20 protein-coding genes are annotated in these 24,303 nt (G+C 63.7%); 11 read left to right on the top strand and 9 right to left on the bottom strand.

Annotated features, from left to right (window positions below):
* The first annotated feature begins 48 nt into the window (after positions 1 to 48).
* The 3 genes from ABIB80_RS25565 to ABIB80_RS25555 all read left to right on the top strand — a co-directional run bounded on the left by ABIB80_RS25565 (position 49) and on the right by ABIB80_RS25555 (position 3,602).
* Positions 49 to 1,176, top strand: a complete 1,128-nt coding sequence (locus ABIB80_RS25565) for an alkene reductase (protein WP_354128669.1) — start codon at positions 49 to 51, stop codon at positions 1,174 to 1,176.
* A 155-nt stretch (positions 1,177 to 1,331) separates the two neighbouring features.
* Entirely contained in the window at positions 1,332 to 1,835 is a 504-nt protein-coding gene (locus ABIB80_RS25560) for a GFA family protein (RefSeq protein ID WP_007597039.1), read from the top strand.
* A 105-nt stretch (positions 1,836 to 1,940) separates the two neighbouring features.
* Positions 1,941 to 3,602 carry a thiamine pyrophosphate-binding protein gene (locus ABIB80_RS25555; protein ID WP_007597037.1) on the top strand — a complete coding sequence of 554 codons (1,662 nt, stop codon included), beginning with the start codon at positions 1,941 to 1,943 and terminating at the stop codon, positions 3,600 to 3,602.
* Positions 3,603 to 3,763: 161 nt separating this feature from the next.
* Here the strand turns inward: ABIB80_RS25555 and ABIB80_RS25550 are convergent, their stop codons facing one another.
* A complete protein-coding gene (locus ABIB80_RS25550) occupies positions 3,764 to 5,143 on the bottom strand; it encodes an LLM class flavin-dependent oxidoreductase (protein ID WP_007597036.1) in 1,380 nt (459 codons plus the stop codon).
* Positions 5,144 to 5,384: 241 nt separating this feature from the next.
* On the opposite strand from ABIB80_RS25550, the gene ABIB80_RS25545 reads away from it, so the two are divergent.
* The 6 genes from ABIB80_RS25545 to ABIB80_RS25520 all read left to right on the top strand — a co-directional run bounded on the left by ABIB80_RS25545 (position 5,385) and on the right by ABIB80_RS25520 (position 11,137).
* On the top strand, positions 5,385 to 6,794 hold the full coding sequence (locus ABIB80_RS25545; RefSeq protein ID WP_007597034.1) for a M20 family metallopeptidase: 1,410 nt from the start codon (positions 5,385 to 5,387) through the stop codon (positions 6,792 to 6,794).
* A 99-nt stretch (positions 6,795 to 6,893) separates the two neighbouring features.
* On the top strand, positions 6,894 to 7,805 hold the full coding sequence (locus tag ABIB80_RS25540) for an amino acid ABC transporter substrate-binding protein (protein WP_035995282.1): 912 nt from the start codon (positions 6,894 to 6,896) through the stop codon (positions 7,803 to 7,805).
* A gap of 115 nt (positions 7,806 to 7,920) precedes the next feature.
* Positions 7,921 to 8,652, top strand: a complete 732-nt coding sequence (locus tag ABIB80_RS25535) for an amino acid ABC transporter permease (protein WP_007597031.1) — start codon at positions 7,921 to 7,923, stop codon at positions 8,650 to 8,652.
* A gap of 4 nt (positions 8,653 to 8,656) precedes the next feature.
* Positions 8,657 to 9,349 (top strand): amino acid ABC transporter permease, encoded by a 693-nt coding sequence (locus tag ABIB80_RS25530; protein ID WP_007597029.1) that lies wholly within the window; start codon positions 8,657 to 8,659, stop codon positions 9,347 to 9,349.
* A gap of 8 nt (positions 9,350 to 9,357) precedes the next feature.
* A complete protein-coding gene (locus ABIB80_RS25525) occupies positions 9,358 to 10,089 on the top strand; it encodes an amino acid ABC transporter ATP-binding protein (RefSeq protein ID WP_007597027.1) in 732 nt (243 codons plus the stop codon).
* Positions 10,090 to 10,276: 187 nt separating this feature from the next.
* On the top strand, positions 10,277 to 11,137 hold the full coding sequence (locus ABIB80_RS25520; RefSeq protein WP_007597025.1) for a D-amino-acid transaminase: 861 nt from the start codon (positions 10,277 to 10,279) through the stop codon (positions 11,135 to 11,137).
* A 156-nt stretch (positions 11,138 to 11,293) separates the two neighbouring features.
* Here the strand turns inward: ABIB80_RS25520 and ABIB80_RS25515 are convergent, their stop codons facing one another.
* The 3 genes from ABIB80_RS25515 to ABIB80_RS25505 form a co-directional block, all read right to left on the bottom strand.
* On the bottom strand, positions 11,294 to 11,755 hold the full coding sequence (locus tag ABIB80_RS25515) for a carboxymuconolactone decarboxylase family protein (RefSeq protein WP_007597023.1): 462 nt from the start codon (positions 11,753 to 11,755) through the stop codon (positions 11,294 to 11,296).
* 29 nt (positions 11,756 to 11,784) lie between these two features.
* Positions 11,785 to 13,404, bottom strand: coding sequence for an MDR family MFS transporter (locus ABIB80_RS25510; RefSeq protein WP_007597022.1), 1,620 nt, complete (start codon positions 13,402 to 13,404; stop codon positions 11,785 to 11,787).
* Between the two features lie 117 nt (positions 13,405 to 13,521).
* Positions 13,522 to 14,703 carry an HlyD family secretion protein gene (locus tag ABIB80_RS25505; RefSeq protein ID WP_007597019.1) on the bottom strand — a complete coding sequence of 394 codons (1,182 nt, stop codon included), beginning with the start codon at positions 14,701 to 14,703 and terminating at the stop codon, positions 13,522 to 13,524.
* A 274-nt stretch (positions 14,704 to 14,977) separates the two neighbouring features.
* On the opposite strand from ABIB80_RS25505, the gene ABIB80_RS25500 reads away from it, so the two are divergent.
* Entirely contained in the window at positions 14,978 to 15,889 is a 912-nt protein-coding gene (locus ABIB80_RS25500; RefSeq protein WP_007597018.1) for a LysR family transcriptional regulator, read from the top strand.
* Here the strand turns inward: ABIB80_RS25500 and iaaH are convergent.
* Both iaaH and ABIB80_RS25490 read right to left on the bottom strand, forming a co-directional pair.
* The gene (iaaH, locus tag ABIB80_RS25495; RefSeq protein ID WP_007597017.1) at positions 15,884 to 17,308 is read right to left on the bottom strand and encodes an indoleacetamide hydrolase; all 1,425 of its coding nucleotides are present in this window, start codon (positions 17,306 to 17,308) and stop codon (positions 15,884 to 15,886) included. The genes ABIB80_RS25500 and iaaH overlap by 6 nt on opposite strands.
* Positions 17,309 to 17,382: 74 nt before the next feature.
* Positions 17,383 to 20,832 (bottom strand): indolepyruvate ferredoxin oxidoreductase family protein, encoded by a 3,450-nt coding sequence (locus ABIB80_RS25490; protein ID WP_007597015.1) that lies wholly within the window; start codon positions 20,830 to 20,832, stop codon positions 17,383 to 17,385.
* Positions 20,833 to 20,984: 152 nt separating this feature from the next.
* Between ABIB80_RS25490 and ABIB80_RS25485 the strand changes: the two genes are divergently transcribed.
* Positions 20,985 to 21,440: an Lrp/AsnC family transcriptional regulator gene (locus ABIB80_RS25485; RefSeq protein ID WP_007597013.1), complete on the top strand. Its 456-nt coding sequence runs from the start codon at positions 20,985 to 20,987 to the stop codon at positions 21,438 to 21,440.
* 154 nt (positions 21,441 to 21,594) lie between these two features.
* Here ABIB80_RS25485 and ABIB80_RS25480 read toward each other — a convergent pair whose 3' ends face one another.
* The 3 genes from ABIB80_RS25480 to ABIB80_RS25470 are packed head-to-tail and all read right to left on the bottom strand — an operon-like array spanning position 21,595 to position 24,178.
* On the bottom strand, positions 21,595 to 22,380 hold the full coding sequence (locus ABIB80_RS25480; protein ID WP_007597011.1) for a fumarylacetoacetate hydrolase family protein: 786 nt from the start codon (positions 22,378 to 22,380) through the stop codon (positions 21,595 to 21,597).
* A gap of 15 nt (positions 22,381 to 22,395) precedes the next feature.
* A complete protein-coding gene (locus ABIB80_RS25475; RefSeq protein ID WP_007597009.1) occupies positions 22,396 to 23,763 on the bottom strand; it encodes an LLM class flavin-dependent oxidoreductase in 1,368 nt (455 codons plus the stop codon).
* Complete coding sequence (locus ABIB80_RS25470) at positions 23,702 to 24,178, bottom strand: hypothetical protein (RefSeq protein WP_473253579.1); 477 nt, start codon at positions 24,176 to 24,178, stop codon at positions 23,702 to 23,704. Before ABIB80_RS25470 ends, ABIB80_RS25475 begins: the two co-directional genes overlap by 62 nt.
* Positions 24,179 to 24,303 lie beyond the last annotated feature (125 nt).

The following is a 24,303-nucleotide window of genomic DNA, read 5'->3' as shown; positions in this document are numbered from 1 at the left end:
CCCCTCGCTATATGACGCGCATCCTTCCTTAGCCATTCTGGAACCAGCATGAAATTCGAGGCGTTGTTTCAACCGTTGCAGGTCGGTCCGTACAAGCTCGCGCATCGCGTCGCGATGGCGCCATTGACGCGCATGCGGGCCGAGCGCGAGAGCTTTTCGCCGCGGCCGCTCAACGCCGAATATTACGGTCAGCGCGCCACTCAAGGCGGCCTGATCATCGCCGAGGCCTCGCCCGTGCTCTCGCACGGCCGCGGCAATCCGGCGACGCCTGGCATCTATTCGGAGACGCAGATCGCGGGCTGGCGCAAGGTGGTCGACACCGTGCACGCCAAGGGCGGCATCATCTTTCTCCAGCTCTGGCATGTCGGCCGCGTCTCGCATTCCTCCTTCCACGGCGGGGAGCTGCCGGTCTCGGCCTCGGCGATCCCGATCAGGGCCGAAGGCATGAAGGCAGTGACCGCCGACGGCAAGATCTCCGACTACGAGACGCCGCGCGCGCTGGACACGGACGAGGTCAAGGGCATCGTCGAGGCGTTCAGGCAGGGCGCGAAGAACGCGTTGGCCGCCGGGTTCGACGGTGTCGAGATCCACGGCGCCAACGGCTATCTGCTCGAGCAATTCCTGCAATCACGCAGCAACCAGCGCACCGATCAATATGGCGGTTCGATCGAGAACCGCGCGCGGCTTCTGCTCGAAGTGACCGAGGCCGCGATCGAGGTCTGGGGCGCGGGCCGCGTCGGCGTGCGGCTGTCGCCCCACGGCATTGCCAATGATTCCGGCGAGCCCGATCCGATGCCGCTCTACACGCACGTGGTCAAGGCGCTTGACAAGCTCGGTCTAGCCTATCTGCATTTCATCGAACCGCGCTCCAGCGGCTCGGGGCGCGCAGAAGTCAATTGGCAGAACGTGCCCTCGGCGATGCTGCTGTTCCGGCCGCTCTACGGCGGCGTGCTGATGACGGCCGGTGGCTTCAGCGGCGAAACCGCGAATGCGGCGATCGCCGATGGCCACGCCGACCTCATCGCCTTCGGCCGCATCTTCATCTCCAACCCCGATCTGCCGCGGCGCCTGCAGCACGATTACCCTCTCACGCCGTATAACCGTACGACATTCTATGGTGGCGAGGAGAAGGGCTATACGGATTATCCCGTGTATGACGAACTGACGCCGGTCTGACACTGCTGTAGCCCGGATGAGCGAAGCGATATCCGGGGTCTTCACCCAAGCTCTGGTCTTCCCGGATGTCGCTTCGCTCATCCGGGCTACGGAGTTATTGTGTTGCCCCGACGGACACCACGAATTTCGTCATTGCGAGCGATGGGGGAAGTGCTATGGCCAAAGCCGCAGCCGCCGCAGGTATAGCCACCGGGCAATGCCTCTGCGGCAAGGTCACCTTCGAGATCGACGTGCCCGCACGCTGGGCCTGGCACGATCACTCCGCCGCCAGCCGTCGCGCCCACGGCGCCGCCTATGCAACCTATGTCGGAAGCTGGAAGAAGCGGTTTCGCATCACCGCAGGCAAGACGGCGCTGACCCGCTACGAGGACAAGGCAACGAAGACCGCGCGCAGCTTCTGCGCGCATTGCGGCACGCCGATCACGTACGAGCGCCCGCGCGGGCCGCATATGGTCAACATCCCCCGTGCGCTGTTCAGGGAACGCACCGGCCGCCAGCCGCTCTATCACATCGCCATCGAAGAGCTGCAGGAATGGGCCTATACCGGCGAGCCGCTGGTGCCGTTGAAAGGTTTTCCCGGTGTGGTCTGGCAGCGCTCGAAAAAGAAGAAGCGGGCGGGCGGGGAGGATCCGTTCGAGCTGGGGCGCGAGGAGATGTAGCGCCCGCCCACGCAACGCAGCCATGACTGCGCTTCCTTGCGCGCCTCCCGCGATTTCGGCCATCATGCGCCCGTCCTTGCGGCAACGTCCGCCTCTGGAGGAAGCATGAAGAACAAGATCACCGGCCGCTCCGCCTTTCTCGCGTTGCTCAAGGACGAGGGCATCACGCATCTGTTCGGCAATCCCGGCACCACCGAGCTACCGATCATGCATGCGCTGAAGGACCATCCTGATCTCACCTATGTGATGGCGATGCAGGAGAGTCTGGTGGTGGCGATCGCGGATGGCTACAGCCGCGCCTCCGGAAAGCTCGTCGCCTGCAACGTCCATGTTGCGCCCGGCCTCGGCAACGCGATGGGCTCGCTCTACAACGCCCAGTTCACGGGCACGCCGATGATCCTGACCGCGGGTCAGCAGGAGCAGGGCCACGGCCTGATGGAGCCGGTGCTGTACGGACCGCTGGTCCGCATGGCCGAGCCGCTGGTGAAATGGGCGGTCGAGGTGACGCGCCTCGAGGATCTGCCGCGCATCGTGCGCCGCGCCGCCAAAGTCGCGACCACGCCGCCGACCGGGCCGGTGTTCATTTCGTTGCCCGGCGACATCCTCAACAGCGAGGCCGGGATCGATCTCGGCCGCTCCACCCGCATTGATGCCCGCACAAGGCCATCGGATGAGGCACTAAACGCGTTCGCCGCGCGGCTGCTCAGGGCCGAGCGTCCCGTGATCGTCACCATGGACGAGGTGGTGAAGAGCGACGCGCTGAAGGAGGCCGCCGAACTCGCCGAGGTGCTCGGTGCGGCTGCCTACCAATCCTCGACGCCCTATGGCTCGCACTTCCTCTCGGAGAGCCCGAGCTTCGTCGGCACGTTGGCACGTGTCCAGAAAGTCGCGCGCGACACACTTGCGGCCTACGACCTCTTGATCGCGCTCGGCGGCGATCCCTTGCGAATGTCGGTCTACAGCGAGGTCGATGCGCTGCCGGAGGGCCTTGGCATCGTGCAGATCGGCCTCGGCGATTGGGAGATCGCCAAGAATTACGGTGCCGAGATCGCGCTGAAGGCGGATTTGAAGGAAACGCTGCGCGCGCTGATCCCGGTGCTGAAGGAGATGGGCGGCGCTGCCCTGGCGCAACGTGCGAAGCAACGTCTCGCCGAGCTTGCGCCGAAGAACTGGACCGCGCGGCGCACCGCGCTGGTCGAGCAGATCGGCAAGGCCGCGGACCGCAGCCCCATCGATCCGGACTGGCTGGTGCTGCAAATGGTGGAGGCCATGCCCGCCAATGCCATCCTCGTCGACGAAGGCCTCACCTCGAGCCGCCAGATCACGGCGCTCCGTGCGCACCGCGACCGCTTTGGCTATCATGGCCTTGCCTCGGGCGGCATTGGCTGGGGCCTGCCGGCCTCCGTCGGCGCCAGCATCGCCAATCCCGATCGCCCCGTGGTCTGCTTCTCCGGCGACGGCAGCGCGATGTATTCAATCCAGTCGCTGTGGACGGCAGCGCATCACAAGCTGCCGCTCAATGTGGTCATTGCCAACAATGGCGGCTATCGCATCATCAAGCAGCGTCTGCTCGCCTTCCATGGCGACGACAATTACGTCGGCATGGATTTTGTCGATCCGCCGGTGGATTTCGCGGGCGTGGCGAAGGCACTGGGATGCGAGGCGATCAAGGTCAGCGATCCCCGCGAGTTGAAGGCGACGCTGGCGTCGGCGTTTGGCCGGCCGGGGACGAAACTGATCGAGGTGATGGTGGACGGGAAGGTGTGAGGCAGCGTCACTTGCGGCGCTGATGCCCGCCACGTTCTCAGTCGTCATCACCCGCGAAGGCGGGTGATCCAGTATTCCAGAGGCGGCGGTGATTGAGTCGAGACGCTGCGGCGTACTGGATGCCCCGGTCAAGCCGGGGCATGACAGCGTACCTTAAGACGCTACCCCTTCCTCCCCACCCTGAACCCCGCCGCCGGATGCGGCGCCCCCAGCCTTGCACGCCCGTCACCGAACAGCTTCTCGCGCAGTGTGCCCGGCGCGTACTCCGCCTTGTACCGCCCACGGCGCGTCAGCTCCGGCACCAGCATATCGGCGATGTCCTCGAAATCGCCAGGTGAGATCGCGAAGGCGACGTTGAGACCGTCGACATCGGTCGCCTCGAACCACGCCTCGATCTTGTCCGCGACCATCTCCGGCGTGCCGACCACGACGGGGCCGGCGCCGCCGACGCCGACATGCTCGATGACGTCGCGCACGGTCCAGACGCGATCGGGATCGGCGCGGGTGACGTTATCGAGTGCGCTGCGACCGGCGTCGTTCTGGACATGACGCACCTGCTGGTCGAGCTCGTAGCCGGAGAAGTCGATTCCGGTCCATCCCGACATCAGCGCCAGCGCGCCCTCCGGGCTGATGTGGCGGCGATAGTCGGCATATTTTTCGTTCGCCTCGGCCTCCGTCCGCCCGAGGATGATCGTCATCATCGAGAACATCAGGATTTCCGCCGGATTGCGGCCGAACGCGGCGGCCTCCTGACGGATCGCCGACACGCGCGGCGCGATCACCTTGGCCGACGGTCCCGACATGAACACGCATTCGGCGTGCTGTGCTGCGAACTTCCGTCCGCGCGGCGAGGTGCCGGCCTGGTACAGCACCGGCGTGCGCTGCGGCGACGGTTCGCTGAGATGAATGGTGTTGTTGATGCGCCAGTTCGCGCCCTCGTGGTTGACGCGATGAACTTTTGAGGGATCGGTGAAGATGCCGCGCGTGCGGTCGCGCAGCACGGCGTCGTCTTCCCAGCTCCCTTCCCAGAGCTTGTAGACGACCTCCATATATTCGTCCGCGATCTCGTAGCGGTCGTCGTGCCCGATCTGCTTGTCCTTGCCGGCGCCGCGCGCGGCGCTGTCGAGATAGCCGGTGACGACATTCCAGCCGATACGTCCCTCGGTGAGATGATCGAGCGTCGACATCCGCCGCGCGAACGGATAGGGCGGCTCGAAGGAGAGATTGCTGGTGACGCCGAAGCCGAGATTCTGCGTCACCGCAGCCATTGCCGACAGCAGCAGCAGCGGATCGTTCGAGGGCGACTGGGCCGCGTTGCGCAAGGCTGCGTCAGGACTGTTGCCGTAGACGTCATAGACGCCGAGCACGTCGGCCAGGAACAGCCCGTCGAAACGGCCGCGCTCCAGCGTTTTGGCAAGATCGATCCAGTAGGGCAGGCGGGTATATTCGGCAGTGCGGTCGCGCGGATGGGTCCAAAGGCCCGGTGACTGGTGCGCGACGCAATTCATCGCAAATGCATTGAGCCTGATCTGCTTGGCCATGATGGTCCCCCGGCGCCCTGTACCGGGCACTCTTCGAATGATAGAGCTGCGCCCGAACTTGGCGAAGTTCTTGCATATAGCGCGACGTTGGCAAGGCCAAAATCAGCGGCGCTGCCGCGCTTGGCAAGCCAATCTCAAGAGAGCAAGAACGAAATCCCAAGACTATCGAAGTCCCCGCCACTTTCGGAGGCCTGCCCGTATCGGGTATGCTCCTTCGTCTCGCAACCTAAAAAAGAAAATAATGACCAGAGCCGATGCCATCGCCCGCGCCCGTGACGATTTCAAATCCGGCGCGTTCCTCGCTGAACTCGACCGTCGCGTCGCCTATCGGACCGAGAGCCAGAATCCGAACCGGAGCGTCGAGCTGCGCGCCTATCTGGAACAGGAGATGGTGCCCGCTTTCGCCGCGCTCGATTTCGAAAGCCGGATGATCGAATCTCCCAGCGGCAAGGCGCCGTTCCTGTTCGCCGAACACCGCGAGAGCGAGACGGCGCCGACCGTGCTGATCTACGGCCATGGCGACGTCGTCGACGGCATGGAAGGCGAGTGGCGTGATGGCCGCGATCCCTGGCGCACCACGGTTTCGGGCACGCGTCTTTACGGTCGCGGCACCGCCGACAACAAGGGCCAGCACAGTATCAACATGGCCGCACTCCGCGCGGTGCGCGAGGCCCGCGGCGGCAAGCTCGGCTTCAACGCCAAGTTCATCCTCGAGATGGGCGAGGAGATCGGCTCGCCGGATCTCGGCAAGGTCTGCGATCTCAATCGCGATGCGCTCAAGGCCGATCTGTTCATGGCCTCCGACGGGCCGCGCCTGTCCGCCGACCGTCCGACCCTGTTCCTCGGCTGCCGTGGCGGCATCCGCATTCATCTCGATGTGAACCTTCGCGACGGCGGCCATCACTCCGGCAATTGGGGCGGCGTGCTCGCCAACCCCGCGACCATTCTGGTCAACGCGATCTCGACGCTGGTCGACGGCCACGGCCGCCTTCAGCTGGACGCGCTGAAGCCGCCGCGCCTCACCAACCAGATCCGCAGCTATCTTGCGGACGTGCAGGTGGTGCCGACCGAGGACGAGCCGGCGTTAGCCGAGAACTGGGGCGAGGAGGGTCTTTCGGCGGCCGAGCGGCTCTATGCCTGGAACACGCTCGAAGTGCTGGCGATGTCGTCGGGCAATATCGAGAAGCCGGCCAACGCCATTCCCGGCCACGCCAATGCCGTGCTGCAACTGCGTTTCGTGGTCGGCACCAAGATCGATGGGCTGATCGAGGCGGTTCGCGCGCACCTGGTGCAGAAGGGCTTTCCGATGGTCGAGGTCCGGGCGGCGCAGAGCTTTGCCGCCTCGCGCACGGATTTCGACAGCCCTTGGATCACATGGGCGGCGGATTCGGTGCGCCAGACCACCGGCAAAGCGCCGGCGGTGCTGCCGAATTTCGGCGGCTCGTTGCCCAACGACGTGTTCTCCGAGATATTGGGCCTGCCGACGATCTGGGTGCCGCACTCCTATCCCGGCTGCTCCCAGCATGCGCCCAATGAGCACATCCTGCTGCCATTGACCGAAGAGGCCTTGACGGTGATGGCCGGCCTGTTCTGGGATCTCGGGGAATTGCCAAGCGCGCTAACAAGACCGCTAACGCGCCCGCCGGCCTGAGCCGTTAACCGGAGCCGCGATCCAGCCAAAAGTCACATTCTATTCCAACCCAATTTGTGCTTGCATCCCGCCGGCATCATCCTGAAAGGGGACCAAAAAGTGAAACATTTCCGTAGCATCGGCCTCGCGCTCGCCGCGACCTTCGCTGTCAGCCAGGCCGGGGCCGAGGAGCTCACCGGCACGCTGAAGAACATCAAGGACACCGGCGCCATTACGCTCGGCTTCCGCGACTCCTCGATCCCGTTCTCCTATCTCGACGACAACCAGAAGCCCATCGGGTTCGCGATGGACATCTGCTACAAGATCGTCGACGCCGTGAAGAAGGAGCTCAAGCTCGACAAGCTCGAGGTCAAGCTCAACCCGGTGACTTCGGCGACCCGTATTCCGCTGATGGCGAACGGCACCATCGACCTCGAATGCGGTTCGACCACCAACAACGCCGAGCGCCAGAAGCAGGTCGCCTTCACCAACACCCATTATTTGACCGCCAGCCGCTACGTCTTCAAGAAGTCGAGCGGCCTGAAGTCGATCGACGATCTCAAGGGCAAGACCGTGGTCTCGACCGCCGGCACCACCAACATCAAACAGCTCACCGAAGCCAATGTTGCGAAAGGCCTCGGCGCCAACATCATCCCGGCCAAGGACCACGCCGAATCCTTCCTGATGGTCGAGACCGATCGTGCCGTCGCCTTCGTGATGGACGACATCCTGCTCGCGAGCCTCGTAGCCGGCTCGAAGTCGCCCGACGACTACGTCATCTCCAAGGACGCGTTCTCCAAGCCTGAGCCCTACGGCATCATGCTGCGCAAGGACGACGCGCCGTTCAAGAAGGTGGTCGATGCGGCGACCGCCGCGCTCTACACCTCTGGCGAAGGCCAGAAGATCTACGACAAGTGGTTTACCCAGAAGATCCCGCCGAAGGGTCTGAATCTCAACACCCCGATCTCGGCCGAGCTGAAGAACGAGTTCGCCAAGCCAACCGACTCGCCGAACCCGGACGATTATAAGTAAGCTATAACCGCGATCTTTCGATCCGGATCGTGTCCGGCCATCTTGACTCCAAGGTGGCCGGACATTTGCATAGGCGCCGGGACATCCATGACTGGCGCGTTCGCGCGGGGGACACGTGAACTACCACTGGAACTGGGGAATTTTCTTCGAGCCCAACCCGATGGGGACCGGCACCTATCTCGACATGCTGTTGTCGGGCCTGGTGCTGACCCTCAAGACGGGTGCGCTCGCATGGATCATCGCGCTGATCATGGGCTCGATCGTCGGCGTGATGCGCACGCTGCCGTCGAAGGGAGCGTACTGGTTCGGCTTTGCTTATGTCGAATTCTTCCGCAACATGCCGCTGCTGGTGCAGCTCTTCCTGTGGTTCTTCGTGCTGCCGGAACTGCTGCCGAGATCTGCCGGCCTCTGGCTGAAGCAGCTGCCCAATGCGCCGTTCTGGACGGCGGCGATCGGCATCGGCTTCTTCATGTCGGCGCGCGTCGCCGTGCAGTTGCAGGCCGGCATCGGATCGCTCCCGCGCGGCCAGAAGATGGCGGCGACCGCGCTCGGCCTGACGACCTTGCAGGCTTATCGCTACATTTTGCTGCCGATGGCGTTCCGCATCATCCTGCCGCCGCTGACGTCCGAGTTCCTCAACACCATCAAGAACACGGCTGTGGCCATCACCATCGGCTTGCTTGAGTTGACCGGGCAGGCGCGCTCCATGCAGGAATTCTCGTTCCAGGTGTTCGAGGCCTTCACCGCCGCGACCCTTCTCTATCTCCTCGTCAACGCCGTCGTCGTGACCGCAATGCGCTTCCTCGAGCGCTACGTCGCGATCCCCGGCTACATCACGGGGAAATAACACCATGTTCAGCAATTTCGATTTCGAGGTCATCCGTCGCGCACTGCCCTATCTGTTTTACGAGGGCATGACGTTCACGCTGATGCTTACGGGTCTTGCGGCGCTCGGCGGCCTGATCTTTGGCACGGCCATCGCGCTGATGCGGCTGTCTGGCTTCAAGATCCTGGGCCGAATCGCCGGGGTCTATGTCGACTTCATGCGATCGCTGCCGCTGGTGCTGGTGATCTTCTGGTTCTACTTCCTGGTGCCCTATATCGGGCAGTGGGTGACCGGCGCGTCGCGCCCGATCAGCGTCGGCGCGTTCGCATCCTCGCTCATCACCTTCATCATGTTCGAGGCCGCGTACTTCTCCGAGATCATGCGTGCCGGCATCCAGTCGATCTCGCGCGGCCAGCCGGCCGCAGCCAACGCCCTTGGCCTGACTTACGCCCAGACCATGCGCTACGTCGTGCTGCCGCAGGCCTTCCGTAACATGCTGCCGGTGCTGATCACGCAGACCATAGTGCTGTTCCAGGACACCTCCCTGGTCTACGTGCTGTCGATCACCGACTTCCTCGGTGCGGCAAGCAAGGTCGCGCAGCGCGACGGCCGTCTGGTCGAAATGTATCTGTTCGCAGCAATCGTCTACTTCACCATTTCCTGTGTTGCGTCCTTCGGCGTTCGCCGCCTGCAGGCGCGCATCGCCATCATTCGATAGAGTCTGTCATGATCGAGATCAGCCACGTCGACAAATGGTACAGCCCGAGCTTCCAGGTGCTGACCGACTGCACCACCAGCGTCACCAAGGGCGAGGTGGTCGTGGTCTGCGGCCCGTCGGGATCAGGTAAGTCGACGCTGATCAAATGCGTCAACGCCCTGGAGCCGTTCCAGAAAGGCGACATCAGCGTCGATGGCACCAAGGTCAACGATCCCAAGACCAATCTGCCCAAGCTGCGCTCGCGTGTCGGCATGGTGTTTCAGCACTTCGAGCTGTTTCCGCATCTGAAGATCATCGACAATCTCTGCCTCGCACAGCAGAAGGTGCTCGACCGGTCGCGCGACAAGGCGATGGCGAAAGGCATGCAGCTGCTGGAGCGCGTCGGCCTGAAGGAACAGGCGCAAAAGTATCCCGCGAACCTGTCCGGTGGCCAGCAGCAGCGGGTGGCGATCGCTCGCGCGCTCGCGATGGATCCCATTGTCATGCTGTTCGACGAGCCGACCTCGGCGCTCGACCCCGAAATGGTGAGCGAGGTGCTCGACGTCATGGTGGACCTCGCCCATGAGGGCATGACCATGATGGTCGTGACGCACGAGATGGGCTTTGCCCGCAAGGTTGCCAACCGCGTGATCTTCATGGATCGCGGCGAGATCGTCGAGGACGCCCCGAAGGACGATTTCTTCGGCAAGCCCCGCAGCGACCGCGCGCAGAAGTTCTTGTCGAAGATTCTCTCCCACTAACTCCGCCGTCATTCCGGGGCGCGACGTAGTCGCGAGCCCGGAATCCATCGGGCGGCATTGTACGAGGCGAAATGGATTCCGGGCTCATTCGCTGCGCGAATGCCCCGGAATGACGAATAGAGGGGTGATCGCCGCCCCCATTTCACGTATAAGCGCGCCAAATCCCTTCCTCCCCAGGAGACCTGCCTTGGATCCGATCGCCTATGTCAACGGCTCATTCGTCCCGCTCTCGGACGCCAAAATTTCGGTCCTCGATCGCGGCTTCCTGTTCGCCGACGGCATCTATGAGGTCTCGGCCGTGCTCGACGGCAAGCTGATCGACAATGCCTCGCATCTGGCGCGGCTGGAGCGCTCGGTCGGCGAGATCCAGCTGAAGCTGCCCGAGACGGTCGAGCGTATCACCGAGCTCCAGAAAGAGCTGATCGCGCGCAACCAGGTCGAGAACGGTCTCGTCTATCTCCAGGTCACCCGCGGCGCCGACAAGGGCCGCGATTTCGCCTTCCCCAAGGGCGACGTCAAGTCGAGCCTGGTGATGTTCACGTCGGAGAAGGACATCATCAACGCCGCCTCGGCCAAGACCGGCATCAACGTGATCACCGTGCCCGACATCCGCTGGGAGCGGCGCGACATCAAGAGCGTCGCACTGCTCGCGCAAGTGCTGGCAAAGCAGGCCGCGGCCGAGGCCGGCGCGGGCGAAGCCTGGATGCTCGAAGACGGCTACGTCACCGAAGGCGGTTCGTCCTCGGCGTTCATCCTCACCCAGGACGACGTCATCGTGACCCGCAAGAACTCCAACGCGATCCTGCCGGGCTGCACCCGGAAGGCGGTGGTGGCGCTGGCGGAAGAGCGCCAGCTCCGCGTCGAAGAGCGTTCCTTCACGGTCGCCGAGGCGCTCGCCGCCAAGGAAGCCTTTGCCACTTCGGCGTCGTTGTTCGTCCAGCCGGTGGTTGCGATCGACGGTAAGAAGGTCGGCGACGGCAAGCCCGGCCCGCTTGCCGCGCGGTTGCGCGAGATCTACGTGGAGTTCGCCAAGGCGACGGCGGTTTAGCCGTCCACCGCCGTCATCGCCCGGCTTGACCGGGCGATCCAGTACGCCGTGACGGGAGTGCTTGACTCGAGAAGCCGCGGCGTACTGGATGCCCCGGTCAAGCCGGGGCATGACAGTCGAATGCATGGAGGCAGTTTGGCCTCATGCGTCAGCACCTCAGGCCACCGACGCCTTCACCTTCACCGGGTGAACCGCGCGGAATGCGATTGCGATCCTGTTCCAGGCATTGATGGCGCCGATCAGCATGGTCAGGTTCACCGTCTCCGCATCGGAGAATTGCGCGCGGACCTGCTCGTAGACGTCATCGGGCGCGTGCGTCTCGGAGATCAGCGTCACCGACTCGGTCCAGGCCAGTGCGGCGCGCTCGCGGTCGGTGTAGAGCGGGGATTCGCGCCAGGCGTTGAGCAGATAGATGCGCTGCTCGGTCTCGCCGCGCTTGCGCGCGTCCTCGGTGTGCATGTTGATGCAGAAGGCACATCCGTTGATCTGTGACGCGCGGATCTTGACGAGCTCGATCAGCGATTTCTCAAGGCCCGTCGACTGGATCTGCTCTTCCAGCCCCATCAGGGCCTTCATCGTGTCGGGTGCGGCCTGGTAGAAATTCATGCGGGGTTTCATGGTCGTTCTCCTTGGTTGCCGGGTTGATGTCAGTGGGCGCCGCCGGCCGAGGCATGGCCGGGCTTCTTCAAGAACAGGACGGCGGCGAGCGCCACGATCAGCGCCATGCCGAGCAGATAGAAGGTGTCGCTGAAGGCGAAGATGTAAGCCTGCTTCTGGACGATGTGACCGATCGCGACATAGGCGCGATGCGCGGCATCCGCACGGTCGAGCACGCCGTGATTGATGAAATATTGCGTGAGCTGTTCCAGTCTCGTGCGGGTGGACTGCTCGAATACCGAGACCGACTGCATCAGCACGTTGGAGTGATACTGCTCGCGTTTGGTCAGCAGGGTCTGCAACAGCGCGATGCCGACGGCGCCGCCGAGATTGCGCATCATGTTGAACAGGCCGGACGCCGAGCCCGCATTCTCCGCCTCGATGCCGGCCGTGGCCACCGCGGACAGCGGCGCCATCACCAGCGCCTGGCCGATCGCGCGGACCACATTGGGCCAGAGCAATTGATCGGCGGCATAGTTGCCGGTCATATAGATATTCATGAAGTTGGAGGCCGCGAACAGGACGAAGCCGACGCCGATGATGAGCCGCGCATCGAGCGTCTGCATCAGCCGCGGCACCAGCGGGATCAGCAGAAGTTGCGGCAGGCCGGTCCAGGCCAGCACCATGCCGATCTGCTCGGCATTGTAGCCCTGGATGCGGGCCAGATATTGCGGCAGGATGAACACCGAGCCGTAGAGTGCGATCCCCAGCAGGAAGTTCGCGAGCATGCCGAAGCCGAAGTTGCGGCGGACCAGCAGACGCAGGTTGAGGAGCGGCTTCTTCACCGTGAGCTCGATGATCAGGAAGGCGATCAGGGCCACGGCCGCGATGACGGACAGCTTGACGATGAAGGGCGAGCCGAACCAGTCGTCCTTGTTGCCTTCCTCGAGCACTGTCTGCAGCGCCGACAGTCCGATCGCCATGGTGATGATGCCGGCCCAGTCGCCGTCGCGCAGCAGCGACAGCTTCATGGGCTTTGCATCGAGGGCGTACCAGAGCATGCCGACCATGATCCCGCCCGGGACGACGTTGACGTAGAAGATGTACTGCCAGCCAAAATTCTCGGTGAGATAGCCGCCGATGGTGGGGCCAATCGCGGGCGCGAACGTCGCCGACAGCGCGAACAGCGCGAGGCCGACCGGCTGCTTTCCGCGCGGCAGCAATGTGATGATGAGCGTGAACGCCATCGGAATCAGCACGCCGCCGGTAAAACCTTGCACCGCCCGCAGCACGATCATCTGCGGCAGGTCCTGCGCCAACGCGCAGGCGGCCGATAGGACCAGGAAGAGGACCGCGTTGGTGAGGAGATAGATGCGGATCGAGAACACCTGCGCCAGCCAGCCCGAGAGCGGGATCACCACGATCTCCGCGATCAGATAAGAGGTCGAGATCCAGCCGCCATCGTCGATGCCGGCGCCGATCGCGCCCTGGATGTCGGCGAGCGACGCGTTGACGATCTGAATGTTCAGCACCGCCATGAAGGCGCCGAGCGTCGCGCCGATCACGGCAATCCAGGTCTTGGTCGACACGGCAGGCGTTATGGGGGCCGCGACTGAAGCGGGGATTTTGGCGGCGGAGGCGGCGTTGACGGTCGTTTGGAGCGTGCTCATGGAGGCCTCGTCTCGGTTACGGAGACAGGATGGATCAAGCAGTTGGTTTCGATAATCGGAGAAGCGCAGGAAGGATCATCCGGCAGGATTTGAAAATCCCACGGGACCCTCCCGGCTTCAGCCGCCGTTAGGACGGGCCGCGTTGTCGGCGAGATGCTTTGCCGTCTCGCGCTCGGCCATGACGGCCTGTTTGGTGTCGACGGTCGGCACCGCGGACATGCCGGGGCGCAGCAGGCCGGTCAGGCTGTGGTCGTCGAGCACGATCTTCACCGGCACCCGTTGCACGATCTTGGTGAAATTGCCCGTGGCGTTGTCGGGCGGCAGCAGCGCGAATTCAAGGCCGCTCGCCGGCGACAGGCTGTCGACATGGCCGCGCAGGGTCTGGTTGCGGAAGCTGTCGACGTGCAGCTCGACCGGCTGGCCGGAGCGGACATGGGTGAGTTGCGTCTCCTTGAAATTTGCCACGACATAGACCGCATCGAGCGGCACTACCGCCATCAATTGCGTGCCGGCCTGCACGAACTGTCCCACGCGCAATGAGCGGGCGCCGACCGTGCCGTCGACCGGCGCGGTAATCTCGGTGTAGGAGAGATTCAGCGTCGCCTGCTCCGCGACCGCGCGCGCATGTTCGAGTTGGGCCGTAGCCTGCGCGCGCTGGGTGGTGAGCACGTCGACCTTGCGTTGCGCGGCCACGAGGCCCGACCTGGCATGTTGCAGCTGTGCATTGCTGGCGCGCAACGCAGCGTCAGTCTGTTGTGCGCGCTGAATCGTGCCGGAGCCCGACTTCATCAAATCGTCGTAGCGGGCGCGCTCCTCCTGCGCAAATTTCAGATTCGCGTCCGCAGCAGCGACATCGGCCGTGCTCTGCTCGATGATCGGCTGCTGGAGTTCGAGCTGGGCGTCGAGGTTGCGCACCGATGCTTCCGCCGCAGCGACATCAGCGCGGGCCTGGTCGAGCGCCGCCTTGAAGTCGCGGTCGTCGATCTTCGCCAGCACCTGGCCCGCTTTGACCTTTTCGTTGTCGCTGACCAGCACCTTGGCGATGTAGCCCGAGACTTTTGGCGCGACGATCGTGGAGTCGGCCTTCACATAGGCGTCGTCGGTTGTCTCGAGATAACGGCCGTTGACCCAGTAGTCGTGTCCGTAATGGACAATCGCTGCTGTGCCCGCGAGGAACGCGAGCGCCAACGCCGCCCGCCGGACCATATTCCGGGTCGGACCACGCACCGGCACCGGCGGAGAAGCTTGCAGTATCTCAGTCGCTTGCTGGAAGTTTTCGGTGCGGGGCATCTCGGACATGGCAGTCTCCTGTCTGGTGGCTGAGACTATCGGTCTTCTTCGCTCGATCGATAATCGGCGAAATACCGGAAGGATTATCCGCTGAGAGTGGATAGTCCGGGGACCCGCCTTCGCGTATGGTCTACCGAGCCGGAGGTGCGACTGCCCCAGAGCGATTGCCGCCTCTGTCGAGCGATTGCGGCTAACCCGTCCGCCATCCGCGCGCGAGACGATCTGATGGATAATCGGACAGAATTTCTTGCGATTATCGACCAAGAGCGGATAATCAGTCGGTATGGACCGATTGACAAGTCTCGAAGTCTTCAGCCGGGTGGCCGAGGCCGGCGGCTTCTCTGCAGCAGCCCGCAAGCTCAACATGTCGACCACCATGGTGAGCAATCACGTCCAGGCGTTGGAAGACCGCCTCGGGGTGAGGCTGCTTCAGCGCACCACGCGCAAGGTCAGCCTCACCGACATCGGCAAGGCCTATTACGACCGCTGCATCCAGATACTCGCCGAAATCAAACAGGCCGACGACATCGCGAGCGAATTGCAGTCGGTGCCGCGCGGCACGCTACGGATCCACGTCGCCACGCATATGGTGCCGTTCGTCGCGCCCGTGGTGGCGAGGCTCCTGTCGACCTATCCGGAGCTCAAGATCGATCTGCGCATGGGCGAGGCCGACATCGATCTCATCGAAGAAGGTTATGACGTTGCTCTGCGCATGACCGCGCCGCCGGATTCGAGCCTGATCGTCCGCAGCCTGGCCACCTGGCGCCACGTCCTGTGCTGCTCGCACGACTATCTCGACAAGCACGGTCGCGTGCAGAAGCTCGACGAGCTCGCCGCGCACAATTGCGGGCGCCATTTGAATTATCCGTTCGGCGACGATTGGCGCTTCTTCGATCGCAAGGGCGCGCCGGCATCGGTGCGCATCTCCGGCAGCTTCATCACCAACAGCGGTGAGGCCTTGCGAAAGGTGGCGCTGGAAGGCGCTGCCGTCTGCCTGATGGCCGGATTTCTGATCCGCGACGATCTCGAGGCCGGTCGGCTCGTGCGCCTCTTGCCCGAATATCGTCCAGTCGAGATGTCGATGAATGCCGTCTATCCACACCGCCATCATCTGTCGGCAAAGGTCAGGACCTTCATCGACATGCTCGTGCATCATAGCGCTGAGCAGCAGAAGCTGATCAATCCCTATTCATGATCGGGACGGCGCCGGCAGCCGTCCGAACACTTTTTCAAGTGCCATCCCGACCGCAAGTAGGCGGCGATCGCTTCCGGACGGGCCATCCAGCTCGAGCCCGATCGGGAGCTTGCTGACCGGGCCGAGCGCAATCGGGATCTGGATTCCGGGAATTCCGGCATTGCTGCCTGGATCGGTGTTCTGGATGAACAGGCCGAAATTTTCGAGGCTGCTGGAATCGGGATTGGAGGCAATGGCGACGCGCGGCGTGGTCGGGAAGGCGATGGCATCGAGCCGGTTGTCGGCGAAAGTCCTGCTGTAGAGCGCCTGAAGCGCGGGGCGCGCTGTGTTGATCGCGGCGTCGTAGATCGGCTTGGCGTCAATCAGCGTGCCATCGGGGGCGGGCAGTTTGCGCGGGATCACCAGCCCATCATAGGTACCCTTGACGTCTGCGCTGGATATCTCCGCTGCCAGCGCCGCGATGCTGAGGCCGGTACCGGTGTGTCTGAGATACGCGACCATGTCGTCATAGGCCTCATACAGCACGACGGGAAAGCTCACTTGGCCGTTGAGTTCGGCGAGCAGCGGCATCTCGATTTCGATGACGGTGACGCCCTGCGCCTTCATTTTCGTGACGGCCGCCTCGAATGCGGCGTCGGTGTCGGCGTCGAGATTGCTCAGCATCGCCTTTACGATGCCGATCCGCACCAGCTTCAGATCGGCCGGCGCGATGGCATCGCCGCCTGCAATGACGCGGTCGAGCAGCGCGACATCCGCCATGGTCGCGGCCATGGGACCCGCGGTGTCGCGGGTGTGCGAGAGCGGCGCAATTCCAGCTTGCGGATAGCGTCCGATGGTCGGGCGCAGCGAGGCGCATCCATTCAGCGCAGCCGGCACCCGGACCGATCCGCCGGTGTCGGTGCCGAGCCCGCCTGCCACGATGCGCGCGCCGATCGCGGTACCGGTCCCGGAGGAAGAGCCGCCGGCGATCAGGGCGCGGTCATAGGCGTTGCGCACGCCGAACTCGGCAGCGGTCTTGAATGCGGTGTTGTAGCCGGAGATGCCGAAGGCGAGCTCGTGCATGCTGGTCTTGCCGATGATGACCGCGCCTGCGGCCCGCAGTTTTGCCGCAACTGGCGCGTCGGCCGTGGGAACGTAATCCTTCAGGGCCGGCGTGCCCGCGCTACAGGGCAGCCCGGCAACCTCGATGTTGTCCTTGATCACGATGGGCACGCCGCCAAGCGGTTTTGTCCGGTCGCCCGTCGCGTCGAATGCGGCAGCAACCTTCAGGGCGCCGGCCTGGTCCAGGGTGACGAAGGCATTGAGGTCGGCATTGGCTTTGGCGCGGGCAAGCGCTTCCGTCGTGAGTGCTGTGCTCGTCACCTTGCCGGCGCGGAGGTCGGCGGCGGCCTGGGTCAGGGTCAACTGATCGAAATCCATGATGCGTCACCCGCTTGCCCGGCTCCATCATGGAGCCCTCGAATTCGGGAGGCTGAAGCCTCGCCGGCATCACGTCAACCGTGGGCGCGCAACTTTGCCTGCGACGCTGCGATCACATCGGCGAGAAGCCGTTCGACCGCCGGCTTCACCTTCGCGATCGCGATGTCCTTCACCGGCCCGTAACCGCGGATCTCCATCGGCGCCTTGGCGATCACGACGAGATCGGGCAGGCGCGCCGCATCGAGTTCGCCGAGCATCCGTTCGATCACGCCCTCATACCAGGCGATCAGGTTTCGCTCGGTGCGGCGTTCGACGGTGTAGCCGAACGGATCGAATACTGTCCCGCGCAACCCTTTCAGTCGCGCGAGCGCGGCGAGCGGCAGCTGGATCCACTGGCCGAAGGCGCGCTTGCGCGGCCGGCCGCGGGCGTCGCGCTCGGACGGCAGGAAGGGCGGAGCGAGATGGTATTTGACGCTGAAGCCGTCCTCGAACTCGCGCTTCAGCTCGTCGAGGAAGCCGCTCTGCATGTGCAGGCGCGCCACCTCGTACTCATCCTTGTAGGCCATCAGCTTGAACAGGGCGCGCGCAACCGCCTCGGTCAACTTCTCGCTATTCAGGTTGGCTTCCGCATTGCGAACGTTTGCAACGCGTGCTCGATAGCGCGCTGCATAGGCATCGTTCTGATAAGCCGCGAGGAAGTCGGCGCGGCGGTCGATCAGCTGGTCGAGCGTCTCGGCCTTGGGCGCTTCGTCCACCTTCGGCAAGAAGTCAGGGTCGGCCGCTGCAATCCGGCCCCAGGCGAAAGCCTGCTTGTTGCTTTCGACCGCGACGCCGTTGAGCTCGATCGCGCGCAACAGCGCCGACAGCGAGACCGGCAACAGCCCGCGCTGCCAGGCAAAGCCCAGCATGACGATGTTGGCATAGACGGCATCGCCGAGCAGACGCTCCGCCAGTGCGTTGGCGTTGATGGTGTCGAGATTGCCGTCGCCGATCACCTGGCCGATCGCGCGCAGGCGGGCGGGTGAGGCGAGATCCGCGTCGCGGAAGCGGACGACCTCGCCGGTCGGCATCTCCGCGGTGTTGACCGCGGCTCGCGTGCCTTTCCGATAGGTGCCGGACGCCTTCGGCGAGGAGCTGACGACGAGGTCGCAACCGATGAGCGCATCGGCCGCGCCCTGGTCGATACGGACCTGATGCAATGCGTCGGGGGACGCGGCCAACCGGATGTAGCTCAGCACCGGCCCGAATTTCTGCGCAAAGCCGGTAAAATCCAGCACCGAGACGCCGTTTCGTTCGAGATGCGCCGCCATGCCGATCAGCGCGCCGACCGTGATCACGCCGGTGCCGCCGACGCCGGTGACGAGCAGATCATAGGGACGGTCGAGCGTTGCGAGAGTGGGCAGGGGAAGTGTGGCCGCGTGGCCGACCGCGTCGGTCCGGCTTGCGCCCTTCTTCCGGCGCGTCGCGTCCTCAACGGTGACGAAGCTCGGGCAAAACCCGTTGAGGCAGGAAAAGTCCTTGTTGCAGGACGAGAGATTGATCCGCCGCTTCCGGCCGAAGGGTGTCTCCTTGGGCTCGACGCTGAGGCAGTTGGATTCGACCGAGCAGTCGCCGCAGCCTTCGCAGACGAGATCGCTGATATAGGCGAAGCGTTTGGGATCGATCATCTGCCCACGCTTGCGACGACGCCGCTTCTCTGTCGCGCAGGTCTGCTGATAGATCAGAACCGAGACGCCGGGAATCTCGCGCAGCTCGCGCTGTACATCGTCCATCTCTTCGCGCGGATGGATGGACACGCCGACCGGCAGGTCGCCTGGCGAAAATTGCGCTGGATCGTCCGACACCAACGCGATGCGCGCAACGCCCTCGGCGCGGACGCTGTGCGCGATGGCGTGGACGCTGATCGGGCCGTCGACGGGTTGGCCGCCGGTCATGGCGACGGCATCGTTGAACAGGATCTTGTAGGTGATGTTGGCTTTGGCCGCGATCGCCTGCCGGATCGCCATCGAGCCCGAATGATAATAGGTGCCTTCGCCGAGATTCTGGAACACGTGCTTGTTGCCGGTGAAGCGTGACGAGGCGGCCCAGTTCACGCCTTCGCCGCCCATCTGGATCAGGGACGATGTCTCGCGGTCCATCCAGCTCGCCATGAAATGACAGCCGATGCCGGCCAGCGCCTTCGACCCCTCCGGCACTTTTGTCGATGTGTTGTGCGGGCATCCGGAGCAGAAATACGGCGTGCGCGTCGCACCGCTGACGTTGATCGTGCGCGCAGCCTCAGGCATCAAGCCGGCTGCGCGCGCGGCGAGATTAAGGCTTGGGAACATCGGATCGAGACGGCGTGCAAGCACCCCAGCGAGCGCGCGCGGCGACAATTCGCCGATCCAGGAGATCAGCCGCGCGCCGGTTTCGTCGTGCTTACCGACCATGCGCTCGGGTTTTTCGCCCGGATAATCGTAAAAATATTCCTTGAACTGGCTTTCGATGATACCGCGCTTCTCCTCGACCACGAGGATCTCGCGCTTGCCCTTCACGAAGGCCATCGCGTCATGCAGCGCCAGCGGCCAGACCATGCCAACCTTGTAGATGTCGATGCCGATGCTGCGGCAGGCCGCTTCGTCGAGATCCATCAACCGCAACGCTTCCATCAGATCGAGATGGGCTTTGCCTGTGGTGACGATGCCGTAGGTAGCGCCCGGGATATCGTAGATGTGACGATCGATCGGATTGGCCTTTGCGAAGGCGTAGACCGCGTGCTTCTTCGCCTCCAGCCGCTCCTCGATCTGCGGCCCCGGCAGATCGGGCCAGCGATAGTGCAAGCCGCCGGGTGGCGGCGTGACGTCCGGAGTGTGGAAGGCGCGCGGCGGGCGCAGCGCGACGGAGGCGCCGGATTCCACGATCTCCGAGATCGCCTTGAAGCCGACCCACATGCCGGTGAAGCGGCTCAGCGCATAGCCATATTCACCGAATTCGAGATACTCGCTGACGCTTGCGGGGTGGAGCGTCGGCATGAACCAGCTCATGAAAGCGACGTCGGACTGGTGCGGCATCGAGGACGAGACGCAGCCATGGTCGTCGCCAGCGACCACCAGAACGCCGCCATGCGGTGAGGAGCCGTAGGCATTGCCGTGTTTCAGCGCATCGCCGGAGCGATCGACGCCGGGACCCTTGCCGTACCAGAGCCCGAACACACCATCGACCTCGCGGTCAGCTTGCGTCTCGACCTGCTGCGACCCGAGCACCGCCGTCGCGGCAAGGTCTTCGTTCACCGCGGGGAGGAATTCGATGCGGTCCCGCTTCAGCCGCTCCTGGATGCGCCACAGTTCGAGATCGATGCCGCCGAGCGGCGAGCCGCGATAGCCCGAGATGAAGCCCGCCGTGTTCAGCCCGGCGGCACGGTCGCGCCGCACCTGGTCGAGCGCGATGCGGACGATGGCCTGCGTGCCGGTGAGGAAGACGCGGCCTTCTTCGCGATCGTAGCGGTCGGAAAGCTGGTAGGCGTCGAGTGAGGAAATGGCGTCCATGCGGACCTCCCGCGGCATCCTTGCCGGATGGGAGAAGGGTAGGCCTCGGCAACTGGTAGGTCCTACCTATTTTCCCGAATAGGATATCCATTGTGGTAGAATTGTCCGTTATAATCTACAAAGCGGTAGAGTAATCCATTTTGGTGCTTTCCATGATCGAAGACCAAGACGCGCGGATTCTCGCCTATCTCCAGAAGGACGGCCGCGCCACCAACCAGCAGCTCGCCGACGCGGTCGGCATGTCCACCTCGGCCTGCTGGCGCCGGGTGCGCGCGCTGGAGGAGAGCGGTGCCATCCAGGGCTATGCGGCCCTGGTCGCGCGCGAGCAGGCCGGCTTCGCGATGTCCGCGATCCTCCACGTCTCGCTGGAACGGCACGACGCAAAATTCGTCGACGAGTTCGTCGCGCGGGTGACCACGCGGCGTGAGGTGCTGGAGTGCTTTGCGACCACGGGCGATGCCGATTACCATTTGCGCGTCGTCGTGCAGGACATGACGGCCTACAACAAATTTCTCGACGAGTTCATGTTCCGCATTCCCGGCATTCGCTATGTCAGAAGCAATGTGGTGCTGAAGGAGATCAAGACCAGCGTGATCCTACCGTTTTGAGAGGCAGCGCTTCGTCGTCCCGGCGAAGGCCGGGACCCATAACCACGAATGCCAATTGCCTTGCGAAGCCGTAACGACGAGTCCTAATCAAAACATCTGCTGCGGCGCATGGGTCCCGGCTTTCGCCGGGACGACACTGTTGGTGCAACGTGGGCTACCGCTCCTCCCGCACGAATCTATTCCGCAACGTGCCGATGCCGGTGATGTCGATCTCCACGACATCGCCGTGCTTGATGTCGGGCGACGCACCGTCGGTGCCCATCCAGATCATGTCGCCGGGCCATAACGTAAAGTATTTGGATAGCTCGACAAGGAACGGCACCACGCCGAAGATCATGTCGTTGGTGCGGAAGCGGTTGGTTTCCTCGCCGTTGACGCGAACGATGGTCTCCATACGGGCGAGGTCGACTTCGGTCTCGATCCACGGGCCCATCGGCTTGAACGTGTCGGCGTTCTTCGACCGCCACAGGCTGCGGTCGGCTTTCTGCCAGCTTCGTTCGCTGACGTCGTTGCCGATGGTGTAGCCGAACACGCAATCCATCGCATTCTGCTTCGTGAGATGCTTGACCTTCTTGCCGATGATGACGACGAGTTCGCCTTCGTAGTGGATCTTGTCCGTCGCAAAGGACGGGATCACGACGTCCTCGTCATGTGCGATCAGCGCATTCTGAGCGCGATAGCCGATCTCTGGTCTGTCCGGCACTGCCGGCACTTCGCCCCGCTTGTCGGCGGCCTCTTTCAGGTGCTTCAGATAGTTCAGGCCGACGCAGTAGAAGGTGCGCGGAATCAGCGGAAGCTCGATTCTGACCTGCGACAGCGGATGCGTGCGCGAGGTCCGCTGCCATTCGCCGAAGGGATCGCCGTCGACCGCAATCACTTGGTCACCCTCGACGAATCCCCAGGACGTCTTGTCCGCGGCCGTGAATGTCAGCCAGCGCATGCCGTGTCTCCGTTGTTATTCCGCGGCATCGCGCGGCTGCACTTTCCAGTCGCCGGCCGCCGGCCGCTTCAGCCCGAGATTTTCCCGCAGCGTCTTGCCGCGATATTCCTTCTGGAACAATCCGCGCCGCTGCAATTCCGGGACGATATATTGCACGAAATCCGCATAGGAGCCGGGCACATAGGTCGCGGCGATGACAAAACCGTCGCAGCCGTGCTCGACGAACATTTCTTCGAGCTTGTCCGCGATCTCCTTGGGGCCGCCAACCATCGCATCCTGGACCTGACCGCGGCCGGAGAAGGTGACGAAGTCGCGCGCGCTCGGATTGCTTTTACCGGAGTTCTTGAGCACGCCGTCCCGGATGCCCAGAATGCCCTGCATGCTCTTCAACTCCTCAGTCGTCAGCGGCTCGTCGAGATCCTTGGAGGCGAAGTCGTAGTTGAGTGCTTCGGCCAGCAGCGACAGCGCATCGATCTGCAGCGGCAGCTTGTTGATCAGCGCCATCTTATCTTCGGCCTCGGCTTTGGTCGCGGCGCAAACCGGCGTCGTCAGGTTGCAGAGGAACATCGCCTCCGGATCGCGGCCGACTTTCGCGGCCTCGTTACGCACCGCCGCATAGCCGTCCTTGGCGGCGGAGAGGTTACGTGCAGCGGTAAAGATTACTTCGCCCCATCGTCCTGCAAAGCGCTGCCCGCGTCCGGACGCGCCGGCCTGGATGATCACGGGATGGCCCTGATCCGAGCGCGGCACGGTGAAGGGACCGCGCGACTTGTAGAATGGGCCCTTGTGATCGAGCCGCTTCACCTTGGCTGGATCGGCGAAGCGGCCGCTCGTCTTGTCCATGATGAGCGCGCCGTCCTCCCAAGTGTCCCAATGGCCGAGCACGACCTCCATGAATTCGTCGGCCTTGTCGTAGCGGGAATCATGTTCGGGATGAGAGTCGCGCCCCATGTTGTGTGCCTCGCCGTCGTTGAGCGAGGTGACGACGTTCCACCCGGCGCGTCCGCCGGACATCAGGTCGAGCGTTGCGAAGCGGCGGGCGATGTCGAAAGGTTCGAAATAAGTCGTCGAGCCGGTCGCCCCCAACCCGAGCTTCTCCGTAACCATGCCCATCGTGGTCAGCACGATCAGCGGATCCATCTTCACGCAGCGGATGCCGTATTCGACGGTGTGGGCGTGATCGTTGCCGTAGCGGTCCGGCATCGCCAACCGGTCGTCGAAGAACGCCATGTGGAACTTGCCGGCTTCGAGGATTTTGGCGATCTCCTGATAATAGTCCGCCGACATCGAATCGTCGCGCGAGTCCGGATGCCGCCACGAGCTAGGCAAATTCGTGCAGTTCTGGGCCTGAAGGAAGCCGACCAGTACCATCTGCCGCGTCATGCTGCTGTTCTCCGAATTGCGTCAGGCCGAAATCCGTCAGGCCAGGTCGAGGATCGTATCGAGCCTGTACTCGCGCGCCAGCGCGCGCCGCAGAGGTCGCCATGTCCAGGTAGAACGGCGCATCGAGGTCGGACGGCACCGCAATCGAGATCGGATGGTGCCGAGCCGTGCCTCCTTGCCGCCGAAGGCCGCCACGTGCTTCCGCGAGCGGCCGGAATCCGCCGTCGCGATCCCGATCATGCCTTCGCGCATCGCCATCAGCGGAAACAGCGATCACGCCGTGGGAATCGTGGCCGGCGAGATTGGCGTTGACGCAGTCGCATGCGATCGCGTCGGCCTCTTCCGCGGAAGCTCCGGCGGCACGAAGCAGCGCGGCGCTGATGCGCGTGAGGCGGTCGGCCTGGACGATCGGCATGGCGTTTCCTCAGGTCTCGCCCTTGGCGGGCTGTGCCTGTTGGAAGCCATCGTCTCAAAGCACCGGTGCGATATCAATCTCCCGTAAACCAATACAGGGCTGCAAATTCGTAAAGGGAGCGCGTC

The organism is Bradyrhizobium sp. i1.15.2, assembly GCF_040548425.1.
Taxonomy (GTDB): Bacteria; Pseudomonadota; Alphaproteobacteria; order Rhizobiales; family Xanthobacteraceae; genus Bradyrhizobium; species Bradyrhizobium canariense.
The sequence above is the reverse complement of the archived record's forward strand: the minus strand, read 5'-3'. Positions and strand labels throughout refer to the sequence as shown.